Origin of the sequence: Neptunicoccus cionae (assembly GCF_014643735.1) — a bacterium.
GTDB classification, from domain to species: Bacteria; Pseudomonadota; Alphaproteobacteria; order Rhodobacterales; family Rhodobacteraceae; genus Amylibacter; species Amylibacter cionae.
This window is the reverse complement of record NZ_BMKA01000001.1, coordinates 117,105-141,028: the sequence shown is the minus strand read 5'-3', so window position 1 is coordinate 141,028 and position 23,924 is coordinate 117,105. Positions and strand designations below refer to the sequence as shown.

The 23,924-nt window shown below is 58.1% G+C and carries 24 protein-coding genes; 18 read left to right on the top strand and 6 right to left on the bottom strand.

Annotated features, from left to right (window positions below; all coding sequences use genetic code 11):
* Nucleotides 1-3: 3 nt before the first annotated feature.
* Nucleotides 4-522, bottom strand: coding sequence for an REP-associated tyrosine transposase (locus IEX10_RS00610; protein WP_188671538.1), 519 nt, complete (start codon nucleotides 520-522; stop codon nucleotides 4-6).
* Nucleotides 523-669: 147 nt separating this feature from the next.
* Here IEX10_RS00610 and IEX10_RS00605 point away from each other — a divergent pair, with 147 nt between their 5' ends.
* The 14 genes from IEX10_RS00605 (at nucleotide 670) to IEX10_RS00540 (ending at nucleotide 13,782) form a co-directional block, all read left to right on the top strand.
* Nucleotides 670-2,964, top strand: a complete 2,295-nt coding sequence (locus IEX10_RS00605) for a bifunctional salicylyl-CoA 5-hydroxylase/oxidoreductase (protein WP_188669912.1) — start codon at nucleotides 670-672, stop codon at nucleotides 2,962-2,964.
* Nucleotides 2,961-3,698, top strand: a complete 738-nt coding sequence (locus IEX10_RS00600; RefSeq protein WP_188669910.1) for an SDR family NAD(P)-dependent oxidoreductase — start codon at nucleotides 2,961-2,963, stop codon at nucleotides 3,696-3,698. The genes IEX10_RS00605 and IEX10_RS00600 overlap by 4 nt, the downstream gene beginning before the upstream one ends.
* Entirely contained in the window at nucleotides 3,695-4,171 is a 477-nt protein-coding gene (locus tag IEX10_RS00595; protein ID WP_188669909.1) for a MarR family winged helix-turn-helix transcriptional regulator, read from the top strand. The genes IEX10_RS00600 and IEX10_RS00595 overlap by 4 nt, the downstream gene beginning before the upstream one ends.
* A gap of 2 nt (nucleotides 4,172-4,173) precedes the next feature.
* The gene (locus IEX10_RS00590; RefSeq protein ID WP_373287416.1) at nucleotides 4,174-4,974 is read left to right on the top strand and encodes an enoyl-CoA hydratase family protein; all 801 of its coding nucleotides are present in this window, start codon (nucleotides 4,174-4,176) and stop codon (nucleotides 4,972-4,974) included.
* A complete protein-coding gene (locus IEX10_RS00585) occupies nucleotides 4,974-6,125 on the top strand; it encodes an acyl-CoA dehydrogenase family protein (protein WP_188669904.1) in 1,152 nt (383 codons plus the stop codon). The genes IEX10_RS00590 and IEX10_RS00585 overlap by 1 nt, the downstream gene beginning before the upstream one ends.
* A 14-nt stretch (nucleotides 6,126-6,139) precedes the next feature.
* Complete coding sequence (locus IEX10_RS00580; protein ID WP_188669902.1) at nucleotides 6,140-7,762, top strand: AMP-binding protein; 1,623 nt, start codon at nucleotides 6,140-6,142, stop codon at nucleotides 7,760-7,762.
* Between the two features lie 46 nt (nucleotides 7,763-7,808).
* Complete coding sequence (locus IEX10_RS00575) at nucleotides 7,809-8,945, top strand: ABC transporter substrate-binding protein (protein WP_188669900.1); 1,137 nt, start codon at nucleotides 7,809-7,811, stop codon at nucleotides 8,943-8,945.
* A gap of 57 nt (nucleotides 8,946-9,002) precedes the next feature.
* The gene (locus IEX10_RS00570; RefSeq protein WP_188669898.1) at nucleotides 9,003-9,923 is read left to right on the top strand and encodes a branched-chain amino acid ABC transporter permease; all 921 of its coding nucleotides are present in this window, start codon (nucleotides 9,003-9,005) and stop codon (nucleotides 9,921-9,923) included.
* Nucleotides 9,920-10,903: a branched-chain amino acid ABC transporter permease gene (locus IEX10_RS00565; protein ID WP_188669897.1), complete on the top strand. Its 984-nt coding sequence runs from the start codon at nucleotides 9,920-9,922 to the stop codon at nucleotides 10,901-10,903. Before IEX10_RS00570 ends, IEX10_RS00565 begins: the two co-directional genes overlap by 4 nt.
* On the top strand, nucleotides 10,896-11,654 hold the full coding sequence (locus IEX10_RS00560) for an ABC transporter ATP-binding protein (RefSeq protein WP_188669895.1): 759 nt from the start codon (nucleotides 10,896-10,898) through the stop codon (nucleotides 11,652-11,654). The genes IEX10_RS00565 and IEX10_RS00560 overlap by 8 nt, the downstream gene beginning before the upstream one ends.
* Nucleotides 11,651-12,340: an ABC transporter ATP-binding protein gene (locus tag IEX10_RS00555; RefSeq protein ID WP_188669893.1), complete on the top strand. Its 690-nt coding sequence runs from the start codon at nucleotides 11,651-11,653 to the stop codon at nucleotides 12,338-12,340. The genes IEX10_RS00560 and IEX10_RS00555 overlap by 4 nt, the downstream gene beginning before the upstream one ends.
* A gap of 27 nt (nucleotides 12,341-12,367) precedes the next feature.
* A complete protein-coding gene (locus IEX10_RS00550) occupies nucleotides 12,368-12,769 on the top strand; it encodes a RidA family protein (RefSeq protein WP_188669891.1) in 402 nt (133 codons plus the stop codon).
* A gap of 151 nt (nucleotides 12,770-12,920) precedes the next feature.
* A complete protein-coding gene (locus IEX10_RS00545) occupies nucleotides 12,921-13,355 on the top strand; it encodes a universal stress protein (RefSeq protein ID WP_188669889.1) in 435 nt (144 codons plus the stop codon).
* A gap of 67 nt (nucleotides 13,356-13,422) precedes the next feature.
* Nucleotides 13,423-13,782: a hypothetical protein gene (locus IEX10_RS00540; protein ID WP_188669887.1), complete on the top strand. Its 360-nt coding sequence runs from the start codon at nucleotides 13,423-13,425 to the stop codon at nucleotides 13,780-13,782.
* A gap of 81 nt (nucleotides 13,783-13,863) precedes the next feature.
* Here the strand turns inward: IEX10_RS00540 and IEX10_RS00535 are convergent, their stop codons facing one another.
* The 5 genes from IEX10_RS00535 to IEX10_RS00515 all read right to left on the bottom strand — a co-directional run bounded on the left by IEX10_RS00535 (nucleotide 13,864) and on the right by IEX10_RS00515 (nucleotide 19,071).
* A complete protein-coding gene (locus IEX10_RS00535) occupies nucleotides 13,864-14,604 on the bottom strand; it encodes an ABC transporter ATP-binding protein (protein WP_188669885.1) in 741 nt (246 codons plus the stop codon).
* Between the two features lie 12 nt (nucleotides 14,605-14,616).
* Entirely contained in the window at nucleotides 14,617-15,372 is a 756-nt protein-coding gene (locus tag IEX10_RS00530; protein WP_188669883.1) for an ABC transporter ATP-binding protein, read from the bottom strand.
* Nucleotides 15,373-15,386: 14 nt separating this feature from the next.
* Nucleotides 15,387-16,574, bottom strand: coding sequence for a branched-chain amino acid ABC transporter permease (locus IEX10_RS00525; RefSeq protein WP_188669881.1), 1,188 nt, complete (start codon nucleotides 16,572-16,574; stop codon nucleotides 15,387-15,389).
* A gap of 3 nt (nucleotides 16,575-16,577) precedes the next feature.
* Nucleotides 16,578-17,624, bottom strand: coding sequence for a branched-chain amino acid ABC transporter permease (locus IEX10_RS00520; protein ID WP_188669879.1), 1,047 nt, complete (start codon nucleotides 17,622-17,624; stop codon nucleotides 16,578-16,580).
* Between the two features lie 88 nt (nucleotides 17,625-17,712).
* Nucleotides 17,713-19,071 (bottom strand): substrate-binding protein, encoded by a 1,359-nt coding sequence (locus IEX10_RS00515; protein ID WP_188669877.1) that lies wholly within the window; start codon nucleotides 19,069-19,071, stop codon nucleotides 17,713-17,715.
* 233 nt (nucleotides 19,072-19,304) lie between these two features.
* On the opposite strand from IEX10_RS00515, the gene IEX10_RS00510 reads away from it, so the two are divergent.
* The 4 genes from IEX10_RS00510 to IEX10_RS00495 are packed head-to-tail and all read left to right on the top strand — an operon-like array spanning nucleotide 19,305 to nucleotide 23,924.
* Nucleotides 19,305-20,564 carry a short-chain fatty acyl-CoA regulator family protein gene (locus tag IEX10_RS00510; protein WP_308420681.1) on the top strand — a complete coding sequence of 420 codons (1,260 nt, stop codon included), beginning with the start codon at nucleotides 19,305-19,307 and terminating at the stop codon, nucleotides 20,562-20,564.
* A gap of 49 nt (nucleotides 20,565-20,613) precedes the next feature.
* The gene (locus IEX10_RS00505) at nucleotides 20,614-20,979 is read left to right on the top strand and encodes a response regulator (protein ID WP_188669873.1); all 366 of its coding nucleotides are present in this window, start codon (nucleotides 20,614-20,616) and stop codon (nucleotides 20,977-20,979) included.
* A gap of 9 nt (nucleotides 20,980-20,988) precedes the next feature.
* Nucleotides 20,989-21,237, top strand: coding sequence for a hypothetical protein (locus tag IEX10_RS00500; RefSeq protein ID WP_229678380.1), 249 nt, complete (start codon nucleotides 20,989-20,991; stop codon nucleotides 21,235-21,237).
* Nucleotides 21,234-23,924 carry a sensor histidine kinase gene (locus tag IEX10_RS00495; RefSeq protein ID WP_188669871.1) on the top strand — a complete coding sequence of 897 codons (2,691 nt, stop codon included), beginning with the start codon at nucleotides 21,234-21,236 and terminating at the stop codon, nucleotides 23,922-23,924. Before IEX10_RS00500 ends, IEX10_RS00495 begins: the two co-directional genes overlap by 4 nt.

The following is a 23,924-nucleotide window of genomic DNA, read 5'->3' as shown; positions in this document are numbered from 1 at the left end:
GACCTACCCATTGTCGCGGTGGTATGACGAAGACGGCCAATCCTTGGCCCGCGTAACGTACCCGTGCTTGACCGGATTGTTCCAGCAATACCGCAAGTGGTTACGATAATCCCGCTCGTCGCGGATGTGATGTTCCCAAAATCGCCGCTGCCAAACCCCAACCTCCCGCTTTTCAAGCCGTAGACCGGGCTTCAGCCCGGCAAACCGCCCCCGCGATACAACCGGCACATCCAGCGGCGGAACATACCCAACCTTGCGAATCCCCATAACAAACCGCGCCTTAATCGCACCAATCCGCCGCGCATAATCCGCATCTCCGTCAGGCAGGGTTATCACACAGTGGAAGTGATCCGGTAGCACAACAAAGGCATCCATACCAAAAGGTTGCGCTCTGAGTGTCTGCCGAACCGCACCGCGCAAAACATCAATGTATCGCACCAGAATATCCTCGCCACGATGAGCGAGCACAACGGTTACAAACACAGTCGCACCGGCAATTTTAGGCCTTCGGTAGTTCACCATGCGAATACAAAACCGCAAAATGGTTAACATCCTATCACCCACTTACTTCAACCTTAAAATATTTTTACTTGAACGAAATCGCGACTCATCCTAGCCTTCCTGTATCCAGCGCCTCGGTGCTGACCCTCAGAGAGGACGACATATCGGATGCGTATAGCTGTTTTGGGTGGTGGACCCGCCGGTCTCTATTTTGCGATTTCCATGAAGCTGCGCCAGCCTTTGGCAGAGGTGGTGCTGATGGAGCGCAACAAGCTGGATGACACTTTCGGCTGGGGCGTGGTTTTGTCGGACGAAACGCTCGACAATCTGCACGCGAACGATCCGGATTCCGCCGCTGAAATTCGCAAGCATTTCGCCTATTGGGACGATATCGCAGTGCACCATCAGGGGCAGAAGATGCTGTCCACCGGCCACGGGTTTTGCGGCATCGGGCGGCAGCGGCTGCTGCTGATCCTTCAGGAACGGGCTCGCGCACTTGGCGTTGACCTGCGATTTGAAACCGAGGTGAAATCCGCCGCCGCCTATCAGTCCGAATATGATGTGGTTGTGGCTGCTGACGGGCTGAATTCCAAAACGCGGATGGAGTTTGCCGATACGTTCAAGCCAGATATCGACCTGCGCACCTGCCAGTTTGTCTGGCTCGGCACTCACCAGAAATTCGATGATGCCTTTACCTTTATTTTTGAGGAAACGGACAAAGGCTGGGTCTGGGCCCATGCCTATCAATTCAACGACGACACCGCGACTTTTATCGTTGAATGTTCTCAGGACACTTTTGATGCCTACGGGTTTGGCGACATCGACCAGCAGGCCAGCATCAAAATCTGCGAGGACATTTTCAAGGACCATCTGGGCGGCCATGCGTTGATGACCAACGCCAACCACATTCGCGGCTCGGCGTGGATACGCTTCCCCCGCGTGCTCTGCGAAAACTGGAGCCATGAGAATGTCGTCCTGCTGGGCGATGCCTCTGCCACGGCGCATTTTTCCATCGGGTCGGGCACCAAGCTGGCCTTGGAAAGCGCGATAGAACTGGCGGAATATATCACCGGAGAACTTGATCTCGACGCCGCTTTTGATAAATATCAGGATCAGCGCAGGCTGGAAGTGCTGCGCCTGCAATCTGCGGCCCGCAATTCGGTTGAGTGGTTTGAGGATGTGGAACGTTATCTGCATCTGGACCCTGTGCAGCTGAACTATTCCTTGCTGACCCGATCCCAACGGATCAGCCATGAAAACCTGCGCGAGCGGGACCCAAACTGGCTGGCCTCTGCCGAGGCATGGTTCCAAAAACAGGCAGGCGGCGCAGAGACCACCCCGCCCCGTGCACCGATGTTCGCGCCGTTCCAACTGCGCGATATGCACTTGAAAAACCGCATCGTTGTGTCACCGATGGCGCAATATAAGGCCGTGGACGGCTGCCCGACCGACTGGCACCTGATCCATTACAGCGAACGCGCCAAGGGCGGCGCGGGGCTGGTTTATACGGAGATGACCTGCGTGTCGCCCGAGGGCCGGATTACACCGGGCTGTCCAGGTCTTTATGCGCCGGAGCATCAGGCCGCGTGGCAACGGCTGAATGATTTCATCCACGGCGAGACCGATGCGAAGACCTGCTGTCAGATCGGCCATTCGGGGCGCAAGGGATCGACCCGCGTGGGCTGGGAAGGCATGGATCAGCCGCTTGAAAGCGACAACTGGCCGGTCCTGTCCGCGTCAGACATTCCGTGGTCCGATGGAAATGCAACGCCGCAGGCGATGACCCGCGCAGACATGGATATGGTGCGGGACCAGTTCGTTGCCGCGGCAGAAATGGCGCAGGCTGCGGGGTTTGACATGATCGAACTGCACGCGGCCCACGGGTATCTGATCTCTTCCTATATCTCGCCCCTGTCCAACATCCGAACCGATGAATACGGCGGGTCGCTGGAAAACCGGATGCGCTACCCGCTTGAGGTGTTTGCGGCGATGCGGGCCGTCTGGCCTGCGGAAAAACCGATGGCGGTGCGGATTTCGGCGAACGATTGGGCAGGCGATGATGGCGTCACCCCTGACGAGGCTGTGCAGATCGCGCAGATGTTTGAAGGCGCTGGCGCCGATATTATTGACGTCTCCGCCGGTCAGACCTCGACCGAGGCGCAACCGGTCTATGGCCGTATGTTCCAGACCCCGTTTTCCGATCGCATCCGCAACGAAGCGGGGATCAAAACGATGGCCGTGGGCAACATTTATGAACCCGACCACGTCAATTCCATCCTGATGGCAGGACGGGCCGATCTGGTGTGCCTCGCGCGGCCCCATCTCGCGGACCCTTACTGGACGCTACATGCTGCGACAGACATCGGTGATCGTCAGGAAAACTGGCCACAGCCCTATGACGCAGGACGTGACCAGCACTGGCGTCTGGCGGACCGGCAGGCGGAAATGGTGGGCAAGGTATGACCCAGCAGCACGTTGTTATATCCGGTGGCGGCACGGGCGTTGGCGCGGAAATCGCGCAAGCCTTTGCCAGTAAGGGTGCAAAAGTCACCATCCTCGGGCGCAGCGAAGCGCCGTTAAAAGCGCAAGGCCTGCCCTATCAGATTTGCGATGTGACCGACGTTGCTTCGGTAGAAGACGCTATCAATGCCGCCCGCAAAGAAAACGGCCCCGTTACGGTTGCGATTGCCAATGCGGGTGCCGCGCTCAGCAAACCCTTTGCAAAGATGACCAGCGCAGATTTACACGCCATGACCGATGTTAATCTGGCAGGCGTGTTTCACCTGTGGCAGGCGGTTCTGCCCGATATGAAAGCCGCGGGCGAAGGGCGCATGATCGCCATTGCATCGACGGCGGGGTTGAAAGGCTATCCTTATGTGGCGGGCTATTGTGCTGCAAAACACGCGGTGGTGGGGCTGACCCGCGCGCTTTCGCTGGAACTGGCAGCAACGGGGATCACGGTGAATGCGATCTGCCCCGGTTTCGTGGAAACCCCGCTGCTGGAGCGTTCCGTAGAGAACATCGTGGAGACAACCGGAATGCCCCGCGAGCAAGCAATAAAATCTCTGCAAAAGACCAATCCGCAACGCCGTTTTATCCAAACCGATGAGGTGGCGAGCACGGCGCTTTGGTTGTGCTCGGACGGGGCGCGTTCCGTAAATGGCCACACGCTCAGCCTGTCGGGGGGCGAGATATGAGCGCGCCTTCCCCCATTTTACCGGATGATCCGGCCTCTAAGGAACGGTTGCGCCTGTGGTTGCGCTTTCTTAAGGCCAGCCGCGCGATAGAAAGCCAGATCAGGGACAACCTGCGACGAGAGTTCGCCTCTACCCTGCCCCGTTTCGATGTGATGGCCGCCCTGTCGCGCTATTCCGACGGGCTGAAGATGAGCCAGCTTTCCGAGGTTTTGCGGGTGTCTAACGGCAACGTCACTGGCATCGTGGATCGACTGGTAGAAGACGGGTTTCTGGTGCGGGTCGCCGTACCGAACGACCGCCGCGCGTGGCAGGTGCGCCTGACAGAACGCGGCGAAAAAGAATTTGCGGCACAGGCCGCTGCTCATGAAAGCTGGATCAACGAGATGCTTGGCGAATTTGGCGCGCAGGACGCAGCCAATATCGGGAACCGGCTGGAACAACTGGAAACAAGCCTTCGGGAGAAGAAACAATGACCATGCGCACTGACGTGAAACATTTCAAATGCGAGATCGAGGATGGTATCGCGACAATCGCGCTGGACCGGCCCGAACGCAAGAACCCGCTAACCTTTGACAGCTATGCCGAACTGCGCGACTGGTTCCGCGATCTGGTCTATGCGGATGACGTAAACGCGGTTGTCTTTGCCTCGAACGGCGGTAATTTTTCGTCCGGTGGTGATGTGCATGACATTATCGGCCCGCTGACAAAGATGAGCATGAAGGAACTGCTGGCTTTCACCCGCATGACCGGCGATCTGGTCAAAGCGATTGTGAACTGCGGCAAGCCGGTGATTGCGGCGATTGACGGGGTTTGCGTAGGGGCTGGTGCGATCATCGCCATGGCATCGGACCTGCGGATTGCCACACCGGAAGCCAAATGCGCCTTCCTGTTTACCCGTGTTGGGCTGGCGGGGTGTGACATGGGCGCTTGTGCGATCCTGCCCCGCATTATTGGACAGGGCCGAGCGGCAGAACTGCTTTACACGGGGCGGTCGATGAATGCGGAAGAAGGGGCCAACTGGGGCTTTTACAATTCGGTTGTTCCAGCTGACGAACTGGACGCAGCCGCAGAAAAAATGGCGAGCCGGATCGCAGCGGGGCCGAACTTCGGCAACATGATGACCAAAACAATGCTGGCGCAGGAATGGTCCATGTCCATCGAACAGGCGATTGAAGCCGAGGCACAGGCGCAAGCCATCTGCATGCAGACCGCCGATTTTGAACGCGCCTTCAACGCCTTTGTTGCCAAGGAAAAACCCGTGTTTGAGGGCAACTGATGGCAGACAAAACCTTCTTGAACTGGCCCTTCTTTGAAGACCGCCACCGTAATTTGGCCGCCAACCTGGACGCATGGGCGACAGAGCATCTGGCCGCTATTGATCATTCGGACACCGACGACGCCTGTCGTTCCATCGTCGCGGCACTGGGCAAAGGCGGCTGGCTGACCCATTCGGCTGTTGATCCGCAGACGGATGCGCCTTTGGACGTCCGCACGCTCTGTCTGATCCGCGAAACCCTTGCCCGCCATGACGGGCTGGCGGATTTTGCCTTTGCGATGCAAGGGCTTGGCACTGGCGCGATTTCCCTGTTCGGGTCTGACGCTCAGAAATCCGAATGGCTAAGCAAAACCCGCAAGGGCGAAGCGATCTCCGCCTTTGCCCTGACCGAACCCCAATCCGGCTCCGATGTGGCCAGCTCCAGCATGACGGCGACGCTGGACGGCGATGACTACGTCTTGAACGGCGAGAAAACGTGGATTTCCAACGGCGGCATTGCGGATGTCTACACAGTGTTCGCCCGCACCGGCGATGCGCCGGGTGCTAAGGGGCTTTCGGCGTTCATCGTACCTGCCAACACCGCCGGATTTGAAGTGGCTGAACGGTTGGAAACCATCGCACCCCATCCGTTGGCCACCCTGCGGTTTACCGATTGCCGGATTCCAAAGTCAGCGATGATCGGCAACAGCGGCGAGGGCTTTAAGATTGCCATGTCGGTGCTGGATGTGTTCCGCTCCACCGTGGCGGCGGCGGCACTGGGGTTTGCCCGCCGAGCGCTTGATGAATCCCTTGCTCGCGTGACCAGCCGACACGTTCAGGGCGCGCCCCTGTTCGATCTGCAACTGGTGCAGGGGCATATTGCGGATATGGCCGTCGATGTAGATGCCAGCGCCCTGCTGATCTACCGCGCCGCATGGACCAAGGACAGCGGCGCCCCGCGCATCACCCGTGAAGCCGCGATGGCCAAGCTGTTTTCCACCGATCAGGCCCAAAAAGTCATCGACGCTGCGGTGCAGCTTCATGGCGGCGACGGGGTTCGCTCCGGTGAAACGGTGGAAAAGCTCTACCGCGAAATCAGGGCACTGCGGATCTACGAAGGTGCATCCGACGTTCAAAAAGTCATCATCGCCCGCCAGACTCTGGGCGCATAGGAGAGACAGGAAACATGCTAGGGCCAAGCGCACATACCGACAGTTTCACACGGGACAATCTGCCCCCGAAGAACACTTGGCCCGACTTCCTGCTGCAAGGGTTTGACTATCCCGAACACCTGAATGCCGCAGTGGAGCTGACTGATGCGATGGTGGACAAAGGGTTCGGCGATCATACGGCCCTGATCGGCAACGGGCGGCGGCGTACCTATAAGGAACTGACCGACTGGACCAACCGTCTGGCCCATGTTCTGGTGGAAGATTTCGGCGTCAAACCGGGGAATCGTGTGCTGATCCGTTCCGCCAATAATCCTGCGATGGTGGCCTGCTGGCTGGCCGCAACCAAGGCCGGTGCGGTGGTGGTTAACACCATGCCCATGCTGCGCAGCGCAGAGCTGGTCAAGATCGTAGACAAGGCAGAGATCACCCACGCCCTGTGCGACACGCGGTTGATGGATGAAATGGTCGCCTGCGCCAAGGGGAACGCCACCCTGACCCATGTCATCGGCTTTGACGGCACATCCAACCACGATGCCGAACTGGACAGGTTGGCGCTGGAAAAACCGGTGCAATTTGAAGCTGTGAAAACCGGACGGGACGATGTGGCGCTGCTTGGCTTCACATCGGGTACAACCGGCGCGCCAAAGGCAACGATGCATTTTCACCGCGATTTGCTGATCATCGCAGACGGTTATGCAAAAGAAGTCCTGAACGTCACGCCTGAAGATGTGTTCATCGGCTCCCCGCCGCTGGCCTTTACTTTCGGGCTCGGCGGTTTGGCGATTTTCCCGCTGCGGTTCGGTGCGGCAGCGACCCTGCTGGAAACAGCCTCCCCGCCCAATATGATCGAGATCATCGAGAAATACCGCGCAACCGTCTGTTTCACCGCGCCGACAGCTTACCGCGCTATGCTGGCCGCGATGGATGAAGGTGCCGATCTGTCGAGCCTGCGGGCCGCCGTATCTGCAGGGGAAACCCTGCCCGCGCCGGTCTATCAGGCGTGGATGGAGAAAACCGGCAAACCCATGCTCGACGGGATCGGCGCAACGGAGATGCTGCATATTTTTGTCACCAACCGTTTTGACGATCACGCCCCCGCCTGCACCGGCAAACCGGTCAGCGGTTATGAAGCCAAGATCATCGACGAGACCGGTGCCGAAGCGCCCCGTGGCACTGTTGGCCGCCTCGCTGTGCGGGGGCCAACAGGGTGCCGTTACCTCGCGGATGACCGACAGGCCAAATATGTGAAAGACGGCTGGAACATCACCGGCGATGCGTTTTCCATGGATGAAAACGGCGCATTACACTTTGCCGCCCGCAACGACGACATGATCGTTTCATCGGGCTATAACATTGCCGGCCCCGAGGTAGAGGCAGCACTTCTCGCCCATGAACAGGTTGCGGAATGTGCCGTGATCGGCGCGCCGGACGACGAACGGGGCACAATCGTAGTGGCCCATGTGGTCTTGCAGTCCGGCACAGCAGACGACGCCACCGCCAAAGCCTTACAGGATTTCGTCAAAGCGCAGATCGCGCCCTACAAATACCCCAGACGAATTGTCTTCACAGAAGGTTTGCCAAAAACCCAGACAGGGAAAATTCAGCGTTTCCTTTTGAAGCAGGATGTGGATTCATAACCTATCGACAACCAACAGAAAAAACCGACAACAAGGGAGAACTATAATGAAAATAAAAACACTGGCACTCGCAACCGCGCTGGCCGCACTTGGCACCGCCGGACTGGCCGAACCGCTTAAGGTTGGTATGATCACAACCCTGTCCGGCGGCGGCGCAGGGCTCGGGATTGACGTGCGCGACGGCTTTATGCTGGCTGTGAAACAGTCCGGCAACACCGACATCGAAGTGGTGATCGAAGACGACCAACGCAAGCCGGATATTGCGGTGCAGCTGGCCGACAAAATGATCCAGTCCGAAAAGGTCGATGTGATGACTGGCATCATCTGGTCCAACCTCGCCATGGCCGTGATCCCGAGCGCGACCGCACAAGGCAAAATTTACCTGTCGCCCAATGCGGGACCATCCGCGCTGGCCGGTAAGGGCTGTCACGAAAACTACTTCAACGTCGCATGGCAGAACGACAACCTGCACGAGGCTGCGGGCGCACATGCAACATCCGAAGGCTACAAAAACACCTTCATCCTCGCGCCGAACTATCCGGCTGGTGTCGATGCGCTGACCGGTTTTAAGGGCCAGTACAAAGGCGAACTTTCCGGTGAGTTGCTGACAAAACTCGGCCAGACCGATTACGCCTCCGAGATTGCGCAAATCCGCGCTTCTGGTGCAGACAGCGTGTTCTTCTTTCTGCCGGGCGGCATGGGGATTTCCTTCCTGAAGCAATACGCCGACAGTGGCATCGACCTTCCCGTGGTCGGCCCTGCCTTCAGCTTTGATCAGGGCATCCTGCAAGCGGTAGGCGACGCCGCCCTCGGCGTGCGCAACACCTCCCAGTGGAGCAAGGACATCGACAACGCCACCAACAAGGCGTTCGTAGAAAGTTTTCAGGCCGAATACGACCGCCTGCCATCGCTTTACGCCAGTCAGGGTTTTGACACCGCAAACCTGCTGCTAAGCGCAATGGGTAAGGCGAGCGTTAAGGACGCAGATGCCTTCCGCGCTGCCTTGAAAGAGGCTGATTTCGCCAGCACGCGGGGTGACTTCAAATTCGGGAACAACAACCACCCGATTCAAGACATCTATGTGCGTGAAGTGATTAAAGAAGGCGACGTTTTCACCAATAAAATCGTTGGTGTCGCCCTTGAAGGTCACGGCGACGTCTACGCCCAAGACTGCAAAATGTAAGCCAATCCGGCGGGCGCGGTTCCGGCTGCGCCCGCCCCTTCGCGCAAGGCGTTTTTTATGTCCCTCCTTTTATTGGCTGAACAGGTTCTGAACGGATTGCAGTTCGGGATCATGCTATTCCTGATGGCTGCCGGTCTGACGCTCGTCTTCGGCGTGATGGGGTTGATCAACCTCGCACACGGGTCGTTATTTATGGTCGGTGCCTTCGCTGCCGCCGCCGTGGCAGGCGCCACCGGGTCGTTCGTGCTGGCGTTGATCGCTGCACTCGCCGCAGCCGCTGCCGCAGGTGCGCTGGTCGAAGTGCTTGTGATCCGCCGTCTTTACGCCCGTGAGCATCTGGATCAGGTGCTCGCCACATTCGCGCTGATCCTGATTTTCTCGGAAAGTACGCGCTGGCTGTTTGGGTCGTTCCCGCTGTTTCTGAACATCCCCGAGGCGCTTTCCGGCCCTGTCACCCTGCCCGGTGGAATCCAGTACTCGCTGTATCGGCTAACGCTGATCGCTATCGGACTTGCTGTTGCGTTCGGCCTGTTCCTACTGATTTCACGCACGCGGCTGGGGATCCAGATCCGTGCGGGCGAAAGCGACCGGGAAATGATTGCCGCCCTTGGCGTCGATATTTCCAAACTTTACACCATCGTCTTTGCCCTAGGTGCTGCCCTTGCCGGTCTGGCAGGCGCGCTGGTCGGTGCGATACAATCGGTACAGGTGGGTATGGGCGAACCGGTCCTGATCCTTGCCTTCGTTGTCATCGTCATCGGTGGCATCGGTTCCATCAAAGGCGCGCTGGTGGGCGCGATCCTTGTGGGGCTGACAGACACGTTGGGCGGGCTTCTGCTGCCCCTGTTCTTCGGCCTGTTCATGGACAATGCCGCTGCCACATCCACCGGATCGGCGCTGGCTTCCATGTCAATTTACATCCTGATGGCCATCGTTCTGGTGGTGAAACCCTCGGGCCTCTACGGAGCAAAAGCATGAGCCGTGAAACCCTGATAAACACCGCGCTGGCGCTGGCGCTGCTGGGCGTACCGCTGTGGGCTTATGCTGTGGACGAGCCGTTTATTATTACACTGGCCACCAAAGTCGCGATCCTTGCACTGGCTGGGGTCGGCCTGAACATCGCCCTTGGTCTTGGCGGGTTGGTCAGCCTTGGCCACGCGGCCTTCTTTGGCATCGGCGGCTATGCGATGGGCATCCTCGCCAGCCACGCCCAAACCTATACCGCCATCACTGACTGGCCCGTGCTGATCGAAGGCACCAAATCCATGCCGGTAATCTGGCTGGTGGCAGTCGTCGCGTCGGGCATCGCCGCTCTGCTGATCGGCGCGCTCAGTCTGCGAACCTCTGGCGTTTACTTCATTATGATCACACTCGCATTCGGTCAGATGCTTTATTACTTTGCCATAAGCTGGGCCGCCTACGGGGGCGAGGATGGCCTGTCCGTCTATGTCCGCAACGGGTTTCCGGGTCTAAATACACTCGACCCGATCCAGTTTTTCGCCATCACCTTTGTCCTGCTACTCGCCGCCCTGCTGTTTTCAGCGCGTCTGGCAAAATCCCCCTTCGGTCTTGCCCTGAACGCCGCACGACAATCCCCCCAACGGGTGGAAACCATCGGCCTGTCACCCTATCGCCTGCGCCTGCTGGCCTTTGTGATTTCCGGCATGATTACCGGACTGGCCGGAGCGCTGTTCGCCGACCTGAATCGCTTTGTCAGCCCCACCATGTTCAGCTGGCAAACCAGCGGCGAGATCATGGTATTCATCATCCTTGGTGGCACCGCGCGCCTGTTCGGCCCTGTCGCGGGGGCCGCGCTGTTTATCATACTTGAACACATCCTCGGCGGGCTGAGCGAGTTCTGGCACATCTACCTCGGTCTGCTGCTGCTACTGGTGGTGCTGTTCGCCAAGGGCGGAGTGATCGGCACACTCGCCGGACGGGAGCAAGCCCATGACTGATCCCAACACGCCGGTTCTGGAAACACGCAACATCTGCAAATCCTTCAACGCATTAAAGGCCAGTCAGGACATCACGCTTAACCTGCGGGCCGGGGAAATCCACGCGCTGATCGGTCCGAACGGGGCGGGAAAATCTACCCTGATCGCCCAGATCGCCGGAGGTCTGAAACCCGACAGCGGTTCGGTCCATATGGACGGTCGAGATGTGACGGCCCTGCCCACTGCGAAACGGGCGCGGTTGGGGCTTGGGCGGACCTTTCAGGTCTCTGCCCTTGCGATGGAGGATACGGTTTTGCAAAACGCCGTTCTTGGCGCACTTGGCGCACAGGGGCGTCCGTTCCGCCTGTTCCAATCCGCTTTGAACAATGCCAGCCTGCGGGACAGCGCGGAACAGGCGCTGGAACGTGTGGGCCTGCAAGACCACGCCCGCACCCGCACGGCGGAACTGTCCCACGGGCAACGCCGCCAACTAGAGGTCGCCGTGGCGCTCACGCTTAATCCCAAAGCCTTTGTGATGGACGAACCTATGGCGGGGCTCGGGGCGAGCGGGTCCAAATCGCTTACCGGTTTTCTCGACAGTCTGCGCGAACAGGCCCCGATCCTGATGGTGGAACACGATATGGACGCAGTGTTTGCACTGGCCGACCGGATCAGCGTGCTGGTCTACGGCCAGATCATCGCCACCGGAACAGTCGCTGAAATCCGCGCCCACCCCGAAGTCCGCCGCGCCTATTTGGGGGAAGACGCATGAGCCTGCTTTCAATCCGCAACATCGCCGCCTCTTATGGTGCCACCCAAGCCCTGTTCGATGTCTCGCTAGAGATTGCACCGGGTGAAGTGCTGGCCCTGATGGGGCGCAACGGTATGGGGAAATCTACCACCGTTAAAACCATCTGCCGTCTGCTGCCCACCAGCGCAGGGCAGATCACCTTTGACGAAACGGACCTGACCCGCTTGCCCGCGTTTAAAGCCGCGCGCCTTGGACTTGGTCTGGTCCCCGAAGGGCGCCGCTGTTTCCCCAACCTTAGCGTTGAAGAAAACCTGACAGCTGCCGCGCGTGCCGGTCACTGGGACTTTGCCCGCGTGGCAGCCCTGTTCCCGCGCCTTGAGGAACGCCGCGACCAGTCGGCGGCATCGCTTTCTGGGGGGGAACAACAAATGCTGGCGATCGGGCGCGCGCTGATGACCAACCCGCGCCTGTTGATCCTTGACGAAGCGACAGAGGGGCTCGCCCCGCTGGTCCGGCAGGAAATCTGGAACGCCATCGCCACCCTCAAGCGGGACACGGGCCTGTCTATTCTGGTGGTGGACAAATCGCTCAAAGAGCTGTCTCAGGTCGCTGATCGCGCAACAATCCTTGAGAGGGGCAGAACCGTCTGGACCGGCGCTATGGCAGAACTGAACGAAGACGTGACACAACAATTCTTGGGCGTCTGAACACGACCCACTGAAGGGAGAGAGACAATGACACAGACAAATATCCAACCCGAAGGATGGGCCCCCGCCAAAGGGTATGCCAACGGTATCCTCGGGGATGATGGCACGCTTTACATCGGTGGCCAGATCGGCTGGACGGCTGACCAAAAGTTCGAGACCCACGATTTTATCGGCCAGATGGAACAGGCCCTGCGCAACATCGTTGATGTGGTCGAAGCAGCTGGCGGCAAGTCCAGCGACATCACCCGCCTGACGTGGTTCATTCTGGACAAAACAGAATATATGGCCCGCCAGTCGGAAATCGGCGGGGTCTACCGCAAAGTGCTCGGGCGGCATTTTCCGGCCATGTCTATGCTGGTCGTGGCAGGTTTGATCGAGGACGAGGCCCTGCTGGAAATCGAAGCCACGGCGTATCTCGGGCCGCGCTAGCGGCTGCTGGCGCGCCTGTCATCTGCTAATTTCAATTCCGGTCAATACGCCCCAGTGGAATTTCGGAAAAAACGGCTTAAATTGATCCGTATCAAAGCAACCTTTGCGCGTTCATAGCATCATGGACACGTCGCAAAAACGGGAGAAAACCATGTTCACCACAATCGTCGCTGCTGTAGATGGGTCCGAACCATCCAAACACGCAATCAAAGCGGCTTGTGACATTGCCAGCCACTACGGCGCAGAACTGCATCTTGTCCACACCCCGCAAGTGGACACCACAGCTGTTGCTGTCGGGGCGGGAACCTACGTGCTGGAAGCGTCTTTCGAACAGATCGCCGAGGCAGGCCGCACCGTTATGGCAGAGGCCAAGACCGCCTGTGAAAGCTACGGCACCGAACCCAAAAGCACTTATATCGGCAGCGGCATTCCCGCTGACGAAGTCCTGTCTGTCGCCACCGCTAAAGACGCCGACCTGATCGTCTGCGGCCGCCGTGGCCTTGGAAACCTTGCCGCCATCTTCCTTGGCAGCACGTCCTCCAAGATCACCCATGACGCCACTTGCGCGGTTCTGACGGTCAAATAACTGTCAAATCACGGTAACAATGCCGGAAACCTGCTGACAGATCGCAGGCTTCCGGCAATTGTACCTAATGAAAAACCTGATCCTTACACTTGTTGTTGCTGTGCTCGTTCCCGTAGGCTTTGCACTTCTTGGGGGCACCCGTGCGCTTGGAGCCCACATCTGGTGGGATGTGCAAACCATCCTGATCGGCGCCCCGATCGGTCTGGTACTCGGGTTCGGCGCAAGCTGGCTGCCCTACAGGCGCACCAAAGGTATCTTCGCCTTCCTGATCCTGCTCGCCCTCAGCTTTGCCATTGCAAAATACGGCCAGATCACCTTTGCCAACTCTTACGGCGAAGACGCATTTGCGGGGGCCGCATGGTATTTCGGCTGGATCGCCACGGGCGCTTTCACCAGTGCTACTCTCTTCACAGCATTGCGCCGCTAAACCGCTTCAATGTTCCCAAAATACTCATAAAAATAGGGCGGCCACATAGACCGCCCTCTGAAGTTAACCAAACCACCCCGCTTAAATCGCCAGATATTCGTGGCGCAGTTGTTCATTGTCGAGCACCTCTTTCGCGGTGCCGTCAAACACCACCTGCCCCGTATCAAGGATCACCGCCCGATCCGCGAGGTTGAGGGCGGCTACCGCGTTCTGCTCTACGATAACAGTGGTCATCCCCTGTTCACGGATGTGATGCAGGGTCTTTTCAATCTCTTGCACAATCACCGGCGCCAGCCCTTCATAGGGCTCATCCAGCAACAACAGCTTGATGTCGCGCGCCAACGCCCGTCCGATTGCCAGCATCTGCTGCTCGCCCCCTGACAGGGTCGTGCCTTCCTGCTTGCGCCGCTCTCCGAGACGGGGAAACAGATCGTAGATGCGGTCAATCGACCAGCCAATCGGCTTTTCGATCTGGGCCAGTTGGATGTTCTCTTCCACCGTCAGCCCTTGGATAATCCGCCGGTCCTCGGGGACCAGTCCGATCCCCGCCTGCGCCGCCTGCCATGCTTTCATCTGGTGCAGCGGCTGGCGGTCGAGCCAGATTTCCCCATGGGTCAGCATCGGATCATCAAGCCGTGCCAGTGCGCGCAGTGTTGATGTTTTCCCCGCCCCGTTGCGCCCCAGAAGTGCGAGGATTTCGCCCTCGTGGATGTTCAGCGACACCCCCTGCACGATGTAACTTTCACCGTAATAGGCGTGAATATCATAGGCCGAGAAATAAGCCGGCGCGGTGGCAGCGTGATTTGCGTTTCTTTCGTTCATTCCATGCACCCCTTAATGCGCCGTACCAAGATAGGCTTCCTGAACTTTCGGATGGCCTTTGATGTTTTCGGGCAAGTCTTCGACAATCACTGTCCCCTGTGCGAGCACCGAAATCTTCTGCGCCAGCGAGAAGACCACATGCATGTCGTGTTCAATTACTGCCATCGTGATATGCCGCTTGTCCTGTATTTGCGCCAGCAACTCGATCGTGTTGTTGGTATCGGCCCGCGCCATGCCTGCTGTGGGTTCATCCAGCAGCAGCAGCTTTGGGTCCTGCGCCAGACACATCGCCATCTCCAGCCGCCGTTTGTCCCCGCGTGACATGGACGAAGCGATCATATCACGCTTGTCGATCATATTCACGTCGATCAACATCTGTTCAGCCTTGTCACGAATGTCGCTTTGCCCTTGCACGCGGGACAGGGCGTTCAATTCAAACGCGCCGTCCCTTTTGGCGAAACAGGGGATCATCACGTTTTCGAACACGCTGAGGTCAGAAAAGATTTCCGGCGTCTGGAATACACGGCTTACACCGATCTGATTGATCTCATGTGGTTTTTTCCCCAGCAGAGAGTGGCCGTCGAAGGTCACAGTGCCCGTGTCCGGCATCAGCTTGCCGACAAAGCAGTTCAGCAACGTAGACTTGCCTGCACCGTTGGGGCCGATGATTGCGTGGATTGTGCCTTCCTCGATGTTCAGATTGACGTTCTGCAACGCTTTCAGACCACCAAAGGATTTGTTCACATTCTGGATTTCAAGAATTCCCATGAAACCGCCCCTCCCTATTCGCCAGCCGGGGCGTATTTGCCCTCGGTGTCTTTTTTGTTCTTATCCCCGCCAAAGCGGTTCCGGATGCGGGTTGCGCCCTCCATCAGGCCACCGGGCAGGAAGATCACGATCAGCATGAACAGCAGACCGAGTGTCAGGTGCCAGCCGGAGCCAACGAAATGTTCCGCCACCCAGATCAGCCCGTTTTCTATTCCGTCCGGCAGGAAACCGAACCAACCGTGCAGCACGCTCTCGTTGATCTTGGAGAAGATGTTTTCAAAGTACTTGATGAAACCTGCACCCAGCAGCGGTCCAAGCAACGTGCCTGCTCCGCCAAGGATCGTCATCAACACAACCTCACCCGAAGCGGTCCATTGCATCCGTTCAGCACCGGCCAGAGGGTCCATAGAGGCCATCAACCCGCCCGCCAGACCGGCATACATGCCAGAGATCACAAAAGCGGCGAGCGTATAGGGGCGCGAATTCAATCCGGTATAGTTCAACCGTGTCTGGTTCGTCTTGATCGCCCGCAGCATCAGCCCGAAAGGCGAACGGAAGATGCGCATGGACAGATAGAACGCCACCAGCATCAACACCGCACAGAAATAATAGCCGACGTTAAAGGCAAAGGACCATGCACCGATGTCCAGATCAAAGGTAGACCGCATCTCCAGCCCGAAGAAATGGGTCGCATCCGGACCATTGCCCTTCAGCCATTGTGGATCGTCGTTATAGACCTGCAAACCGGTTTCCCCGTTTGTCAGCGGTGTCAGCACCGAATAGGCCATCGCAAAGGACATCTGCGCAAAGGCCAGTGTGAGGATCGAAAAGTAGATCCCCGAACGGCGCAGTGAGATAAACCCGATGATGACCGAGAACAGCCCCGCCACGATTACCGACAGCACAATCGCTGGCAGAATATTGTAGCTTAGCAGTTTGAACATCCACACCGCCGCATAGGACCCCGCCCCCAGGAAGGCCGCGTGGCCGAAGGACAGGTATCCGGTCAACCCGAACAGGATGTTAAATCCGATGGCAAAGATGCCAAAGATCACAAAGCGTTGCATCAGGTCGGGATAGCCCGCGTTGAACTGTGCCATCGCACTGTCTGCGGGAAACGGGTTCATGATAAACGGCGCAAGTGCTGTAACGCAGATCACAAGGATGAAAAGGCCGGTGTCTCTTTTGGTAAGTCCGAGCATGGGTTATTCCTCCATCACGCCTTTGCGCCCCATCAGACCGCGCGGGCGGGCCAACAAAACGATAATTGCAACTAGGTAGATGATGATCTGGTCAATGGACGGCAGGTAGATCGCGTCAAAGAAGCTTTTGACCTCGTTCATCGCGGCAAAGCTTTCGAGGATACCCAGAAGGAACCCTGCCAGCACCGCACCGGGCAGACTGCCCATGCCGCCGACGACCACAACCACAAAGCTCAGCACCAGAAAGTCCATACCCATGTGATAGTTCGGACTGTTGATCGGCGTGTACATCACCCCCGCTAGACCAGCCACAGCCGCAGCAATACCAAAGGTCAGCGTAAAGCGGCGGTCGATGTTGATGCCAAGCAAGCCCACAGTTTCGCGGTCGGCCATGCCAGCCCGAACCACCATGCCAAACGTGGTGAATTGCAAAAAGGCGAATACAGCGCCGATCACCAGTGCGGAAAAGGCGAAATAGACCAGACGCCACAGCGGATAGATCACAGCATTTGGATCAAAGCCGAGCAAGACGCCGAAATCAAACGAACCACGCAGCGCGTCGGGTGCAGGCGTCGGGATCGGGTTGGCACCATAATAGTGTTTCACGATCTCCTGAATGACGATCGCCAGACCGAAGGTCACAAGAATCTGGTCCGCATGGGGGCGTTTGTAGAAGTGTTTGATCAGACCCCGCTCCATGATGTAGCCGACAGCCAGCATCACCGGAATCGCGAACAGAATGGCCAGCGGGACGGACCAGTTGATAATCAACTGTCCGGTGGCCTCTCCGAACCAGGATTCCACATAGGGGGTCTTTACCTCCATCGGATTGCCCAGAAAGTCTTTCTTTTCCGGATCAATACTAATGGAACTGATCGTGAGAATTTTTTGCAAGGTGACGGCGCAGAACGCACCGATCATGAACAAGGCACCGTGAGCGAAGTTGACCACGCCCAGAGTACCAAAAATCAAGGTCAGGCCAAGGGCGATCAACGCATAGGCGGAGCCTTTGTCCAGTCCGTTCAGAATTTGCAGGAGGATTGCGTCCATTGTCCCGCCCTTCTTCTATATGGAGGGTTGTATCGTGAAAAACCACGGCAATTGGCTTGCCGTGGTCCTGTTTTGCATCAGGCTACACTTACGCGCCCGGATTGCATTGGCCCAGATCGCCACCGGCGAACATGGCGTGGTCGGGTGCGTATTCCACCTGTGCACGCGGGGTGACTTCAACCACTTCCAGAAGGTCGAACTCGGATGTAGGGTTGTCTTTACCCTTCACAACCAGAACGTCTTTGAAGCACTGGTGGTCATCGGCGCGGTATTCGGTGGCGCCATTGCCCAGACCGTCAAACTGCAAGCCCTCAAGGGCTTCGCCTACGCCGCACGGGTTGAACGTGCCGGCCATTTCACAGGCGTTCGCATAAAGCAGGGTCTGACAGTAAACCGTGTGGGCTGCCTGGGACGGCGGGAAGCCGTATTTGGTGCCGAACGATTTAACAAACGCTTTGGACGCTTCGTCCTGAAGGGACCAGTGCCAGTTTGTAGACCCGAAGATCCCTTTCACGTTTTCACCCGCACCACGCGCCATCAGGCGAGAGTACAAAGGCACGACGATTTCAAAGTTCTTGCCGTTCACCTGCTTGTCGCGCAGACCAAACTGCACAGCAGAGGTCAGCGAGTTCACCATGTTCCCGCCGTAGTGGTTCAGAACCAGCACATCCGCGCCAGAGTTCAGAACAGGCGCCACATAGGACGAGAAGTCGGTCGTCGCCAGCGGTGTCAGGACGTTTTTAACCGTTTCCCAGCCTTTGGCTTCGGTTGCAGCAGCAATGGATTCCTGTTGCGTCCAGCCCCATGTATAATCCGCTGTCAGGTGATAGGCCTTGCGGTCTTTGCCGTACATTTTCTCAAGCACAGGTGCCAGCGCAGCGGCGGACATGTAACCGTTGAAGAAGTGGCGGAAACCGTTGGCTTTTTTGTCTTTACCTGTGGTGTCGTTAGAGTGGGTCAGACCCGCCATAAAGATCACGCCAGCTTCCTGACACAGGCCTTGAACCGCAATCGCAACACCAGAGGACGAGCCGCCGGTGATCATAATTGCGCCGTCTTTTTCGATCATGGATTTCGCAGAAGCCCGCGCCGCATCGGATTTAGTCTGTGTATCGCCGGTGACGAATTCCACCTTCTTACCCAGAATACCGTTGCCTTTCAGCGCAGCTTTGCTGCCGTTGGTCATGAACGTATTCATCATGCCGCCGTCGCCTTCACCATTCAGGTGCTCGACCGCCAGCTCATAGGCACGCAGCTCGTCCGCGCCTTCATCCGCATAAGGACCGGACTGTGGCACGTTAAAGCCCAGCGTTACCGAACCGCCCTGCGGTGCATTGCGATAGCCTGCATGGCTTGCAGCTGTCAGGATCGTCGGCATTGCCATACCGGCCCCCGCCAAAGCGCCAGCCTGAATGACACCACGCCGTGTTGGTTTAATCAGAGTCATAGATTTCCTCCCAATGAACTCAATTTTTTGACCGACCCGTGCATCCTCCCATGGACACGCGCCCGGACACTTAGTCAAATAATTGACACTGGCATTTTCCGTTCGATCCGTTAAAAATACAATAAACAGTTGCTTTAGTTGAATTTTTTTGTAAAATTTTTCTCGACGCAACGCAGCATTTTGTAAATTTAGTGACCAAACTTCCCGCAACGTAAAGCAATCAAAGGAAAAAAATACTGGCCCGCACACTTATCGGAACCCGTATCAGGGAACGCCGTCAGACCCGCAAACTGACCCAAACCGCGCTGGCCCGTGCTGTGGGGATCTCTGCGAGCTACCTTAACCTGATAGAACACAACCGGCGGGGAATCGCGGGGCGCACCTTGTTGGCCATCGCGCGGGAACTGGAATTGCAGCCCTCCGAACTGACTGAGGGGGCGGATGCCTCGTTGATCAATGCGCTGACCGAAACGGCCAAAACTCACAGTTCTGCCCAGCCCGAAGTAGACCGGATCGAAGAATTCGTCGGGCGCTACCCCGGCTGGGCAAAACTGCTTAGCGAGCTGTCCCGCGTTTCCCGCGAACAGCGCGAGACGTTGACAGCGATGACAGACCAGATGGCCCATGACCCGTTTGTGTCCGAAACCATGCACCAAATCCTGTCCAACATCACCGCGATCCGCTCCACCGCCAGCATTCTGGCGACTGCGGGGGATATTCCGGCGGATATGCAGGCCCGCTTTCTCGCCAATCTGCACGGTGACAGCCAGCGCCTGTCCGAAACCGCGCAAAAGATGGTGGATTTCTTTGACCATGACGGCGAGACCGACCCGAGCGGCCCAGCCACCGCCGTGGCGCATGATTTTTGGGCCAGCCACGACCACGTACCACCCCCCGATGCGCAACCCGCACTGAAATGCGGCCCCCATGATGCGCCGGTTCTGCACAGCACGCTGGAGCGCTACCAATCTATCCAAAGCGCCCTTCCCGCAGAAGCCTTTGCCAGCACCGCCGCCAAACACGGGTTTGATCCCCTCACCCTTGCACAGCAATATGATACCAGCGTCATGGCGATCCTGTTTCGCATGGCGCAGATGCCCCCCGACATGGGGTTTCCGGTGTTCGGCCTGATCGAAGTGGATATGTCCGGCGCGGTCTTGATGCGCAAACCGACCCCCGAACTGGCGCTGCCACTTTATTCCTCGGCTTGTCCGCTTTGGCCGATCTACCGCGCCTTTGCGCAACCCGGACAGGTTTTGCGAGCTACGTTGGAAATGCCTTCGGGCGACCGTGTGTTGACCTATGCACTGTCCGAACCGCTTGGCAATGGAGGCTATGATCTACCCGCACTGTTGCGCTCCACCATGATTTTCAGCGCCGACCACCGTGTCATGTCACAAGCACCGGCAGCGCCAGTTCTGGCAGGGCTCCATTGCAGCGTCTGTCCGCGAAAACACTGCGATGCACGGCGGGTGGATTACATCCTTGCGTAAAAGCACTCGCTTGCCGTAGTTTCACCAAGCTAACGGTTGGGAGGCTGTAATGCACGAACGGGTGTTATTGATCGAGGACGAACCCCACATAGTAGAGGCGCTGAGCTTTCTTCTCACACGGGAAGGCTTGTCTGTCAGCACTCATGCGGATGGTAGCAATGCCGCTGAAACAGCCGCTCGGCTAACGCCGGATCTGGTAATTCTTGATGTGATGCTGCCGGGCAAAAGCGGCTTTGACATCCTCAATGAAATTCGCGGCACCGAAGGCATGGCCGATACGCCGGTCTTGATGCTGACCGCCAAGGGCCAGTCCCGCGACCGCGCCGCAGCGCAAGCAGCGGGTGCGTCGATGTTTATGACCAAACCCTTCTCCAACCGCGAGATCGTCGCCAATATCAAAGCCCTGCTGGAGTGATGCCGACTGATGGCTGACCCCTCCAAACGCCCCACTCTGCCCAGCCGACCGGGCCGCCGGTTCCGCGATGCCGCCACCTTGTTGCCCGTGGTCGGCGTGGCTTTGCTGATTACTCCGGTCATGACGGTTTTCACCCGCGCTGACAGTCTGTTTGGCCTTCCTACGCCCTTTGTTTATGTGTTCAGCGTCTGGGGCGGACTGATCCTGCTGGCGCTACTCTTGGGGCGGCGCGCCTTGCGGATCAACGTCTCCAAATGATCAGCTTTAATGTTCTCGTTTCAATCTGCCTGCTCTATGTGCTTGGGCTGTTCGCTGTGGCCTATGCTGCGGAGCGCTGGGCCGAAACGGGGCGGTTTGCAATTCTGCGTTCCCCGCTGATCTACACGCTGTCGATTTCGGTCTATTGCACCGCATGGACGTTCTACGGCGCTGTCGGCTCGGCGGCGCGCAACGGGCTGGAGTTTGTGGCGATCTACCTTGGCCCAACGCTGGTTTTTGTCGGCTGGTGGTGGCTGTTGCATAAACTGGTGCGGATCGGGCGGGTGCAGCGGATCACCTCTATCGCCGACCTACTGTCCTCCCGCTATGGTAAAAGCGGTGGGCTGGCGGTGCTGGTCACGGTGCTGGCGGTGGTGGGCACCACGCCCTATATCGCGCTGCAACTGCAATCCATGACGCTCAGCTTTGCGGTGTTCACGACAGCCACCGGCGCGCCTGCGCCCTCCCCCACGGTGACCGCATTTTATGTGGCAGCGGGGCTTGCGGTCTTCACCATCATCTTTGGCACCCGCAATCTGGACGCGAACGAGCGCCACCACGGCGTTGTCACCGCCATCGCGGTTGAAGCGGTGGTAAAGCTGGCAGCGCTGCTTTCGGTGGGCATCTTCGTCGTTTGGGGCGTGGCGAGCGGTCCGGCGGATATTTTTGCACGGATGGACCCCGAATTGTTGCAAAGCAGTCAGGTCTTTAACACCCGCTGGTTAACGCTGAATTTCCTGTCCGCCTGTGCCATCATCTGCCTGCCCCGTATGTTTCAGGTGATCGTCGTGGAAAACGCCAACGAGCGGCATCTGGCCACGGCAAGCTGGGCCTTCCCGCTTTATCTGTTTTTAATGAGCCTGTTCGTTCTGCCCATCGCTATCGCCGGACAGTCCATTCTGGCCCCCGATGCCAACCCCGACCTGTTTGTTCTGACAGTGCCCTTGGATCAGGGCCAACAAACACTGGCCACACTGGCGTTTCTGGGTGGGTTTTCCTCTGCCACTTCGATGGTGATCGTCGCCTCCATTGCGTTGTCTACGATGATGTCGAACCATATCGTCTTGCCGCTTTGGCTACGGATGAACGCCAGCCGCAATCCGGCGAGTGACGACGTGCGTGATCTGCTGCTCCGCTCGCGCAGGCTCAGCATCGCGGTGGTTGTGGCGCTCGGCTATGTCTATTTTCAGTTCAACGGCGGAACGGGGGCGCTGGCCTCTATCGGCTTGATCGCATTTCTGGGGGTAGCGCAAGTGTTGCCCGCCCTGCTCGGCGGATTGTTCTGGCACAGCGCCACCCGCCCCGCCGCCATCGCCAGCATTTGCACCGGCTTTTTCATATGGGCCTATACACTGTTCATCCCGAGCTTTGGCGGCGCAGCCCTGATGGGGCCGGAAACGCTGCAAAGCGGCCCTTTCGGCATCCTCTGGCTGGCACCGCAAAACTTGCTGGGGGTTGGCATAACCGATCCACTGGTCCACGCCGTATTCTGGTCCTTGGGGCTGAACACACTGGTCTTTATAAGTGTATCACTGCTGACCACACCCAGCGCCATAGAACGGCTGCAATCGGTCCAGTTCATCAATGTGTTCGGGCAAGTCTCCCCCCGGCGCGGCATCACCCGCAACACCACAATCGAAGACCTGCTGGTCCTCGCCCAGCGCATTTTGGGACGCGAAGAAGCCATGACCCTGTTCAAAGCGCAGGCACGGCATCAGGGAAAGGACTCCCCCCTGCCGGACGCCACAAACGAGTTGATCGCCACGCTGGAGCGCGAGATCGCAGGATCTGTCGGGGCGGCGGCGGCCCATGCGATGATGGCGCAGGTGACAGGCGGGGCAGAGATTTCCTTTGAAGACATGATTGCGGTGGCTGATGAAACCGCCCAGATCATGGAGTACTCCGCACGTCTTGAAACCCAGTCAAAAGAACTGGAACAAGCCGCCGTTCAACTGCGCAATGCCAATGCGAAACTGACAGAGCTTGGCGCGCAAAAGGATACGTTCCTCAGTCAGGTCAGCCACGAACTGCGCACGCCGATGACTTCGATCCGCACATTTTCGGAAATCCTACAGGACGGCGATACGCTGGACCCCGAACAGCTCAACCATTTCGCAACGATCATCCACAGCGAGAGCATCCGGTTGACGCGGTTGCTCGACGATATTCTCGACCTCAGCTTTATGGAAAACGGGCGGGTGCAGTTGAACCTTGAAACCGTCCCTTTGCACAGCATCATCGACCGCGCCCTTGCGACCACGCAAGCACAGGCCAACGAACTGGGCGCTGTGATCCGGCGCAATACAACAGCCGAACAGGTCACGCTTTACACCGATCCCGACCGGCTGTCCCAAGTGCTGATCAATCTGGTGACAAACGCGCTGAAACATTGCGGCACAACCCCGCCCGAAGTCAGCGTGCTAAGCGGGCTGCACATGGGCAAGCTGGTGATTACCGTGGCCGATAACGGCAAGGGCATCAGCGAGGATGACATCGACCTGATATTCGAAAAGTTCTCGAAGCTGTCGAAGAAATTCACCTCCGGCAGCGCAGGGTTGGGCCTGCCCATCAGCCGCGAGATTGTGAAAAACCTTGGCGGAACACTGGTTTACGCAGGCAGCAGCAAGGGCGCAGTGTTTCGCATCACCCTACCGCTTCAGGCCGCAGAAACGCCGGTCAGCGCCTGA

Coding starts and splice junctions, on each gene's coding strand:
- IEX10_RS00610 (WP_188671538.1), bottom strand. CDS start 522: ATGGTGAACTACCGAAGGCCTAAAATTGCCGGTGCGACTGTGTTTGTA.
- IEX10_RS00605 (WP_188669912.1), top strand. CDS start 670: ATGCGTATAGCTGTTTTGGGTGGTGGACCCGCCGGTCTCTATTTTGCG.
- IEX10_RS00600 (WP_188669910.1), top strand. CDS start 2,961: ATGACCCAGCAGCACGTTGTTATATCCGGTGGCGGCACGGGCGTTGGC.
- IEX10_RS00595 (WP_188669909.1), top strand. CDS start 3,695: ATGAGCGCGCCTTCCCCCATTTTACCGGATGATCCGGCCTCTAAGGAA.
- IEX10_RS00590 (WP_373287416.1), top strand. CDS start 4,174: ATGCGCACTGACGTGAAACATTTCAAATGCGAGATCGAGGATGGTATC.
- IEX10_RS00585 (WP_188669904.1), top strand. CDS start 4,974: ATGGCAGACAAAACCTTCTTGAACTGGCCCTTCTTTGAAGACCGCCAC.
- IEX10_RS00580 (WP_188669902.1), top strand. CDS start 6,140: ATGCTAGGGCCAAGCGCACATACCGACAGTTTCACACGGGACAATCTG.
- IEX10_RS00575 (WP_188669900.1), top strand. CDS start 7,809: ATGAAAATAAAAACACTGGCACTCGCAACCGCGCTGGCCGCACTTGGC.
- IEX10_RS00570 (WP_188669898.1), top strand. CDS start 9,003: ATGTCCCTCCTTTTATTGGCTGAACAGGTTCTGAACGGATTGCAGTTC.
- IEX10_RS00565 (WP_188669897.1), top strand. CDS start 9,920: ATGAGCCGTGAAACCCTGATAAACACCGCGCTGGCGCTGGCGCTGCTG.
- IEX10_RS00560 (WP_188669895.1), top strand. CDS start 10,896: ATGACTGATCCCAACACGCCGGTTCTGGAAACACGCAACATCTGCAAA.
- IEX10_RS00555 (WP_188669893.1), top strand. CDS start 11,651: ATGAGCCTGCTTTCAATCCGCAACATCGCCGCCTCTTATGGTGCCACC.
- IEX10_RS00550 (WP_188669891.1), top strand. CDS start 12,368: ATGACACAGACAAATATCCAACCCGAAGGATGGGCCCCCGCCAAAGGG.
- IEX10_RS00545 (WP_188669889.1), top strand. CDS start 12,921: ATGTTCACCACAATCGTCGCTGCTGTAGATGGGTCCGAACCATCCAAA.
- IEX10_RS00540 (WP_188669887.1), top strand. CDS start 13,423: ATGAAAAACCTGATCCTTACACTTGTTGTTGCTGTGCTCGTTCCCGTA.
- IEX10_RS00535 (WP_188669885.1), bottom strand. CDS start 14,604: ATGAACGAAAGAAACGCAAATCACGCTGCCACCGCGCCGGCTTATTTC.
- IEX10_RS00530 (WP_188669883.1), bottom strand. CDS start 15,372: ATGGGAATTCTTGAAATCCAGAATGTGAACAAATCCTTTGGTGGTCTG.
- IEX10_RS00525 (WP_188669881.1), bottom strand. CDS start 16,574: ATGCTCGGACTTACCAAAAGAGACACCGGCCTTTTCATCCTTGTGATC.
- IEX10_RS00520 (WP_188669879.1), bottom strand. CDS start 17,624: ATGGACGCAATCCTCCTGCAAATTCTGAACGGACTGGACAAAGGCTCC.
- IEX10_RS00515 (WP_188669877.1), bottom strand. CDS start 19,071: ATGACTCTGATTAAACCAACACGGCGTGGTGTCATTCAGGCTGGCGCT.
- IEX10_RS00505 (WP_188669873.1), top strand. CDS start 20,614: ATGCACGAACGGGTGTTATTGATCGAGGACGAACCCCACATAGTAGAG.
- IEX10_RS00500 (WP_229678380.1), top strand. CDS start 20,989: ATGGCTGACCCCTCCAAACGCCCCACTCTGCCCAGCCGACCGGGCCGC.
- IEX10_RS00495 (WP_188669871.1), top strand. CDS start 21,234: ATGATCAGCTTTAATGTTCTCGTTTCAATCTGCCTGCTCTATGTGCTT.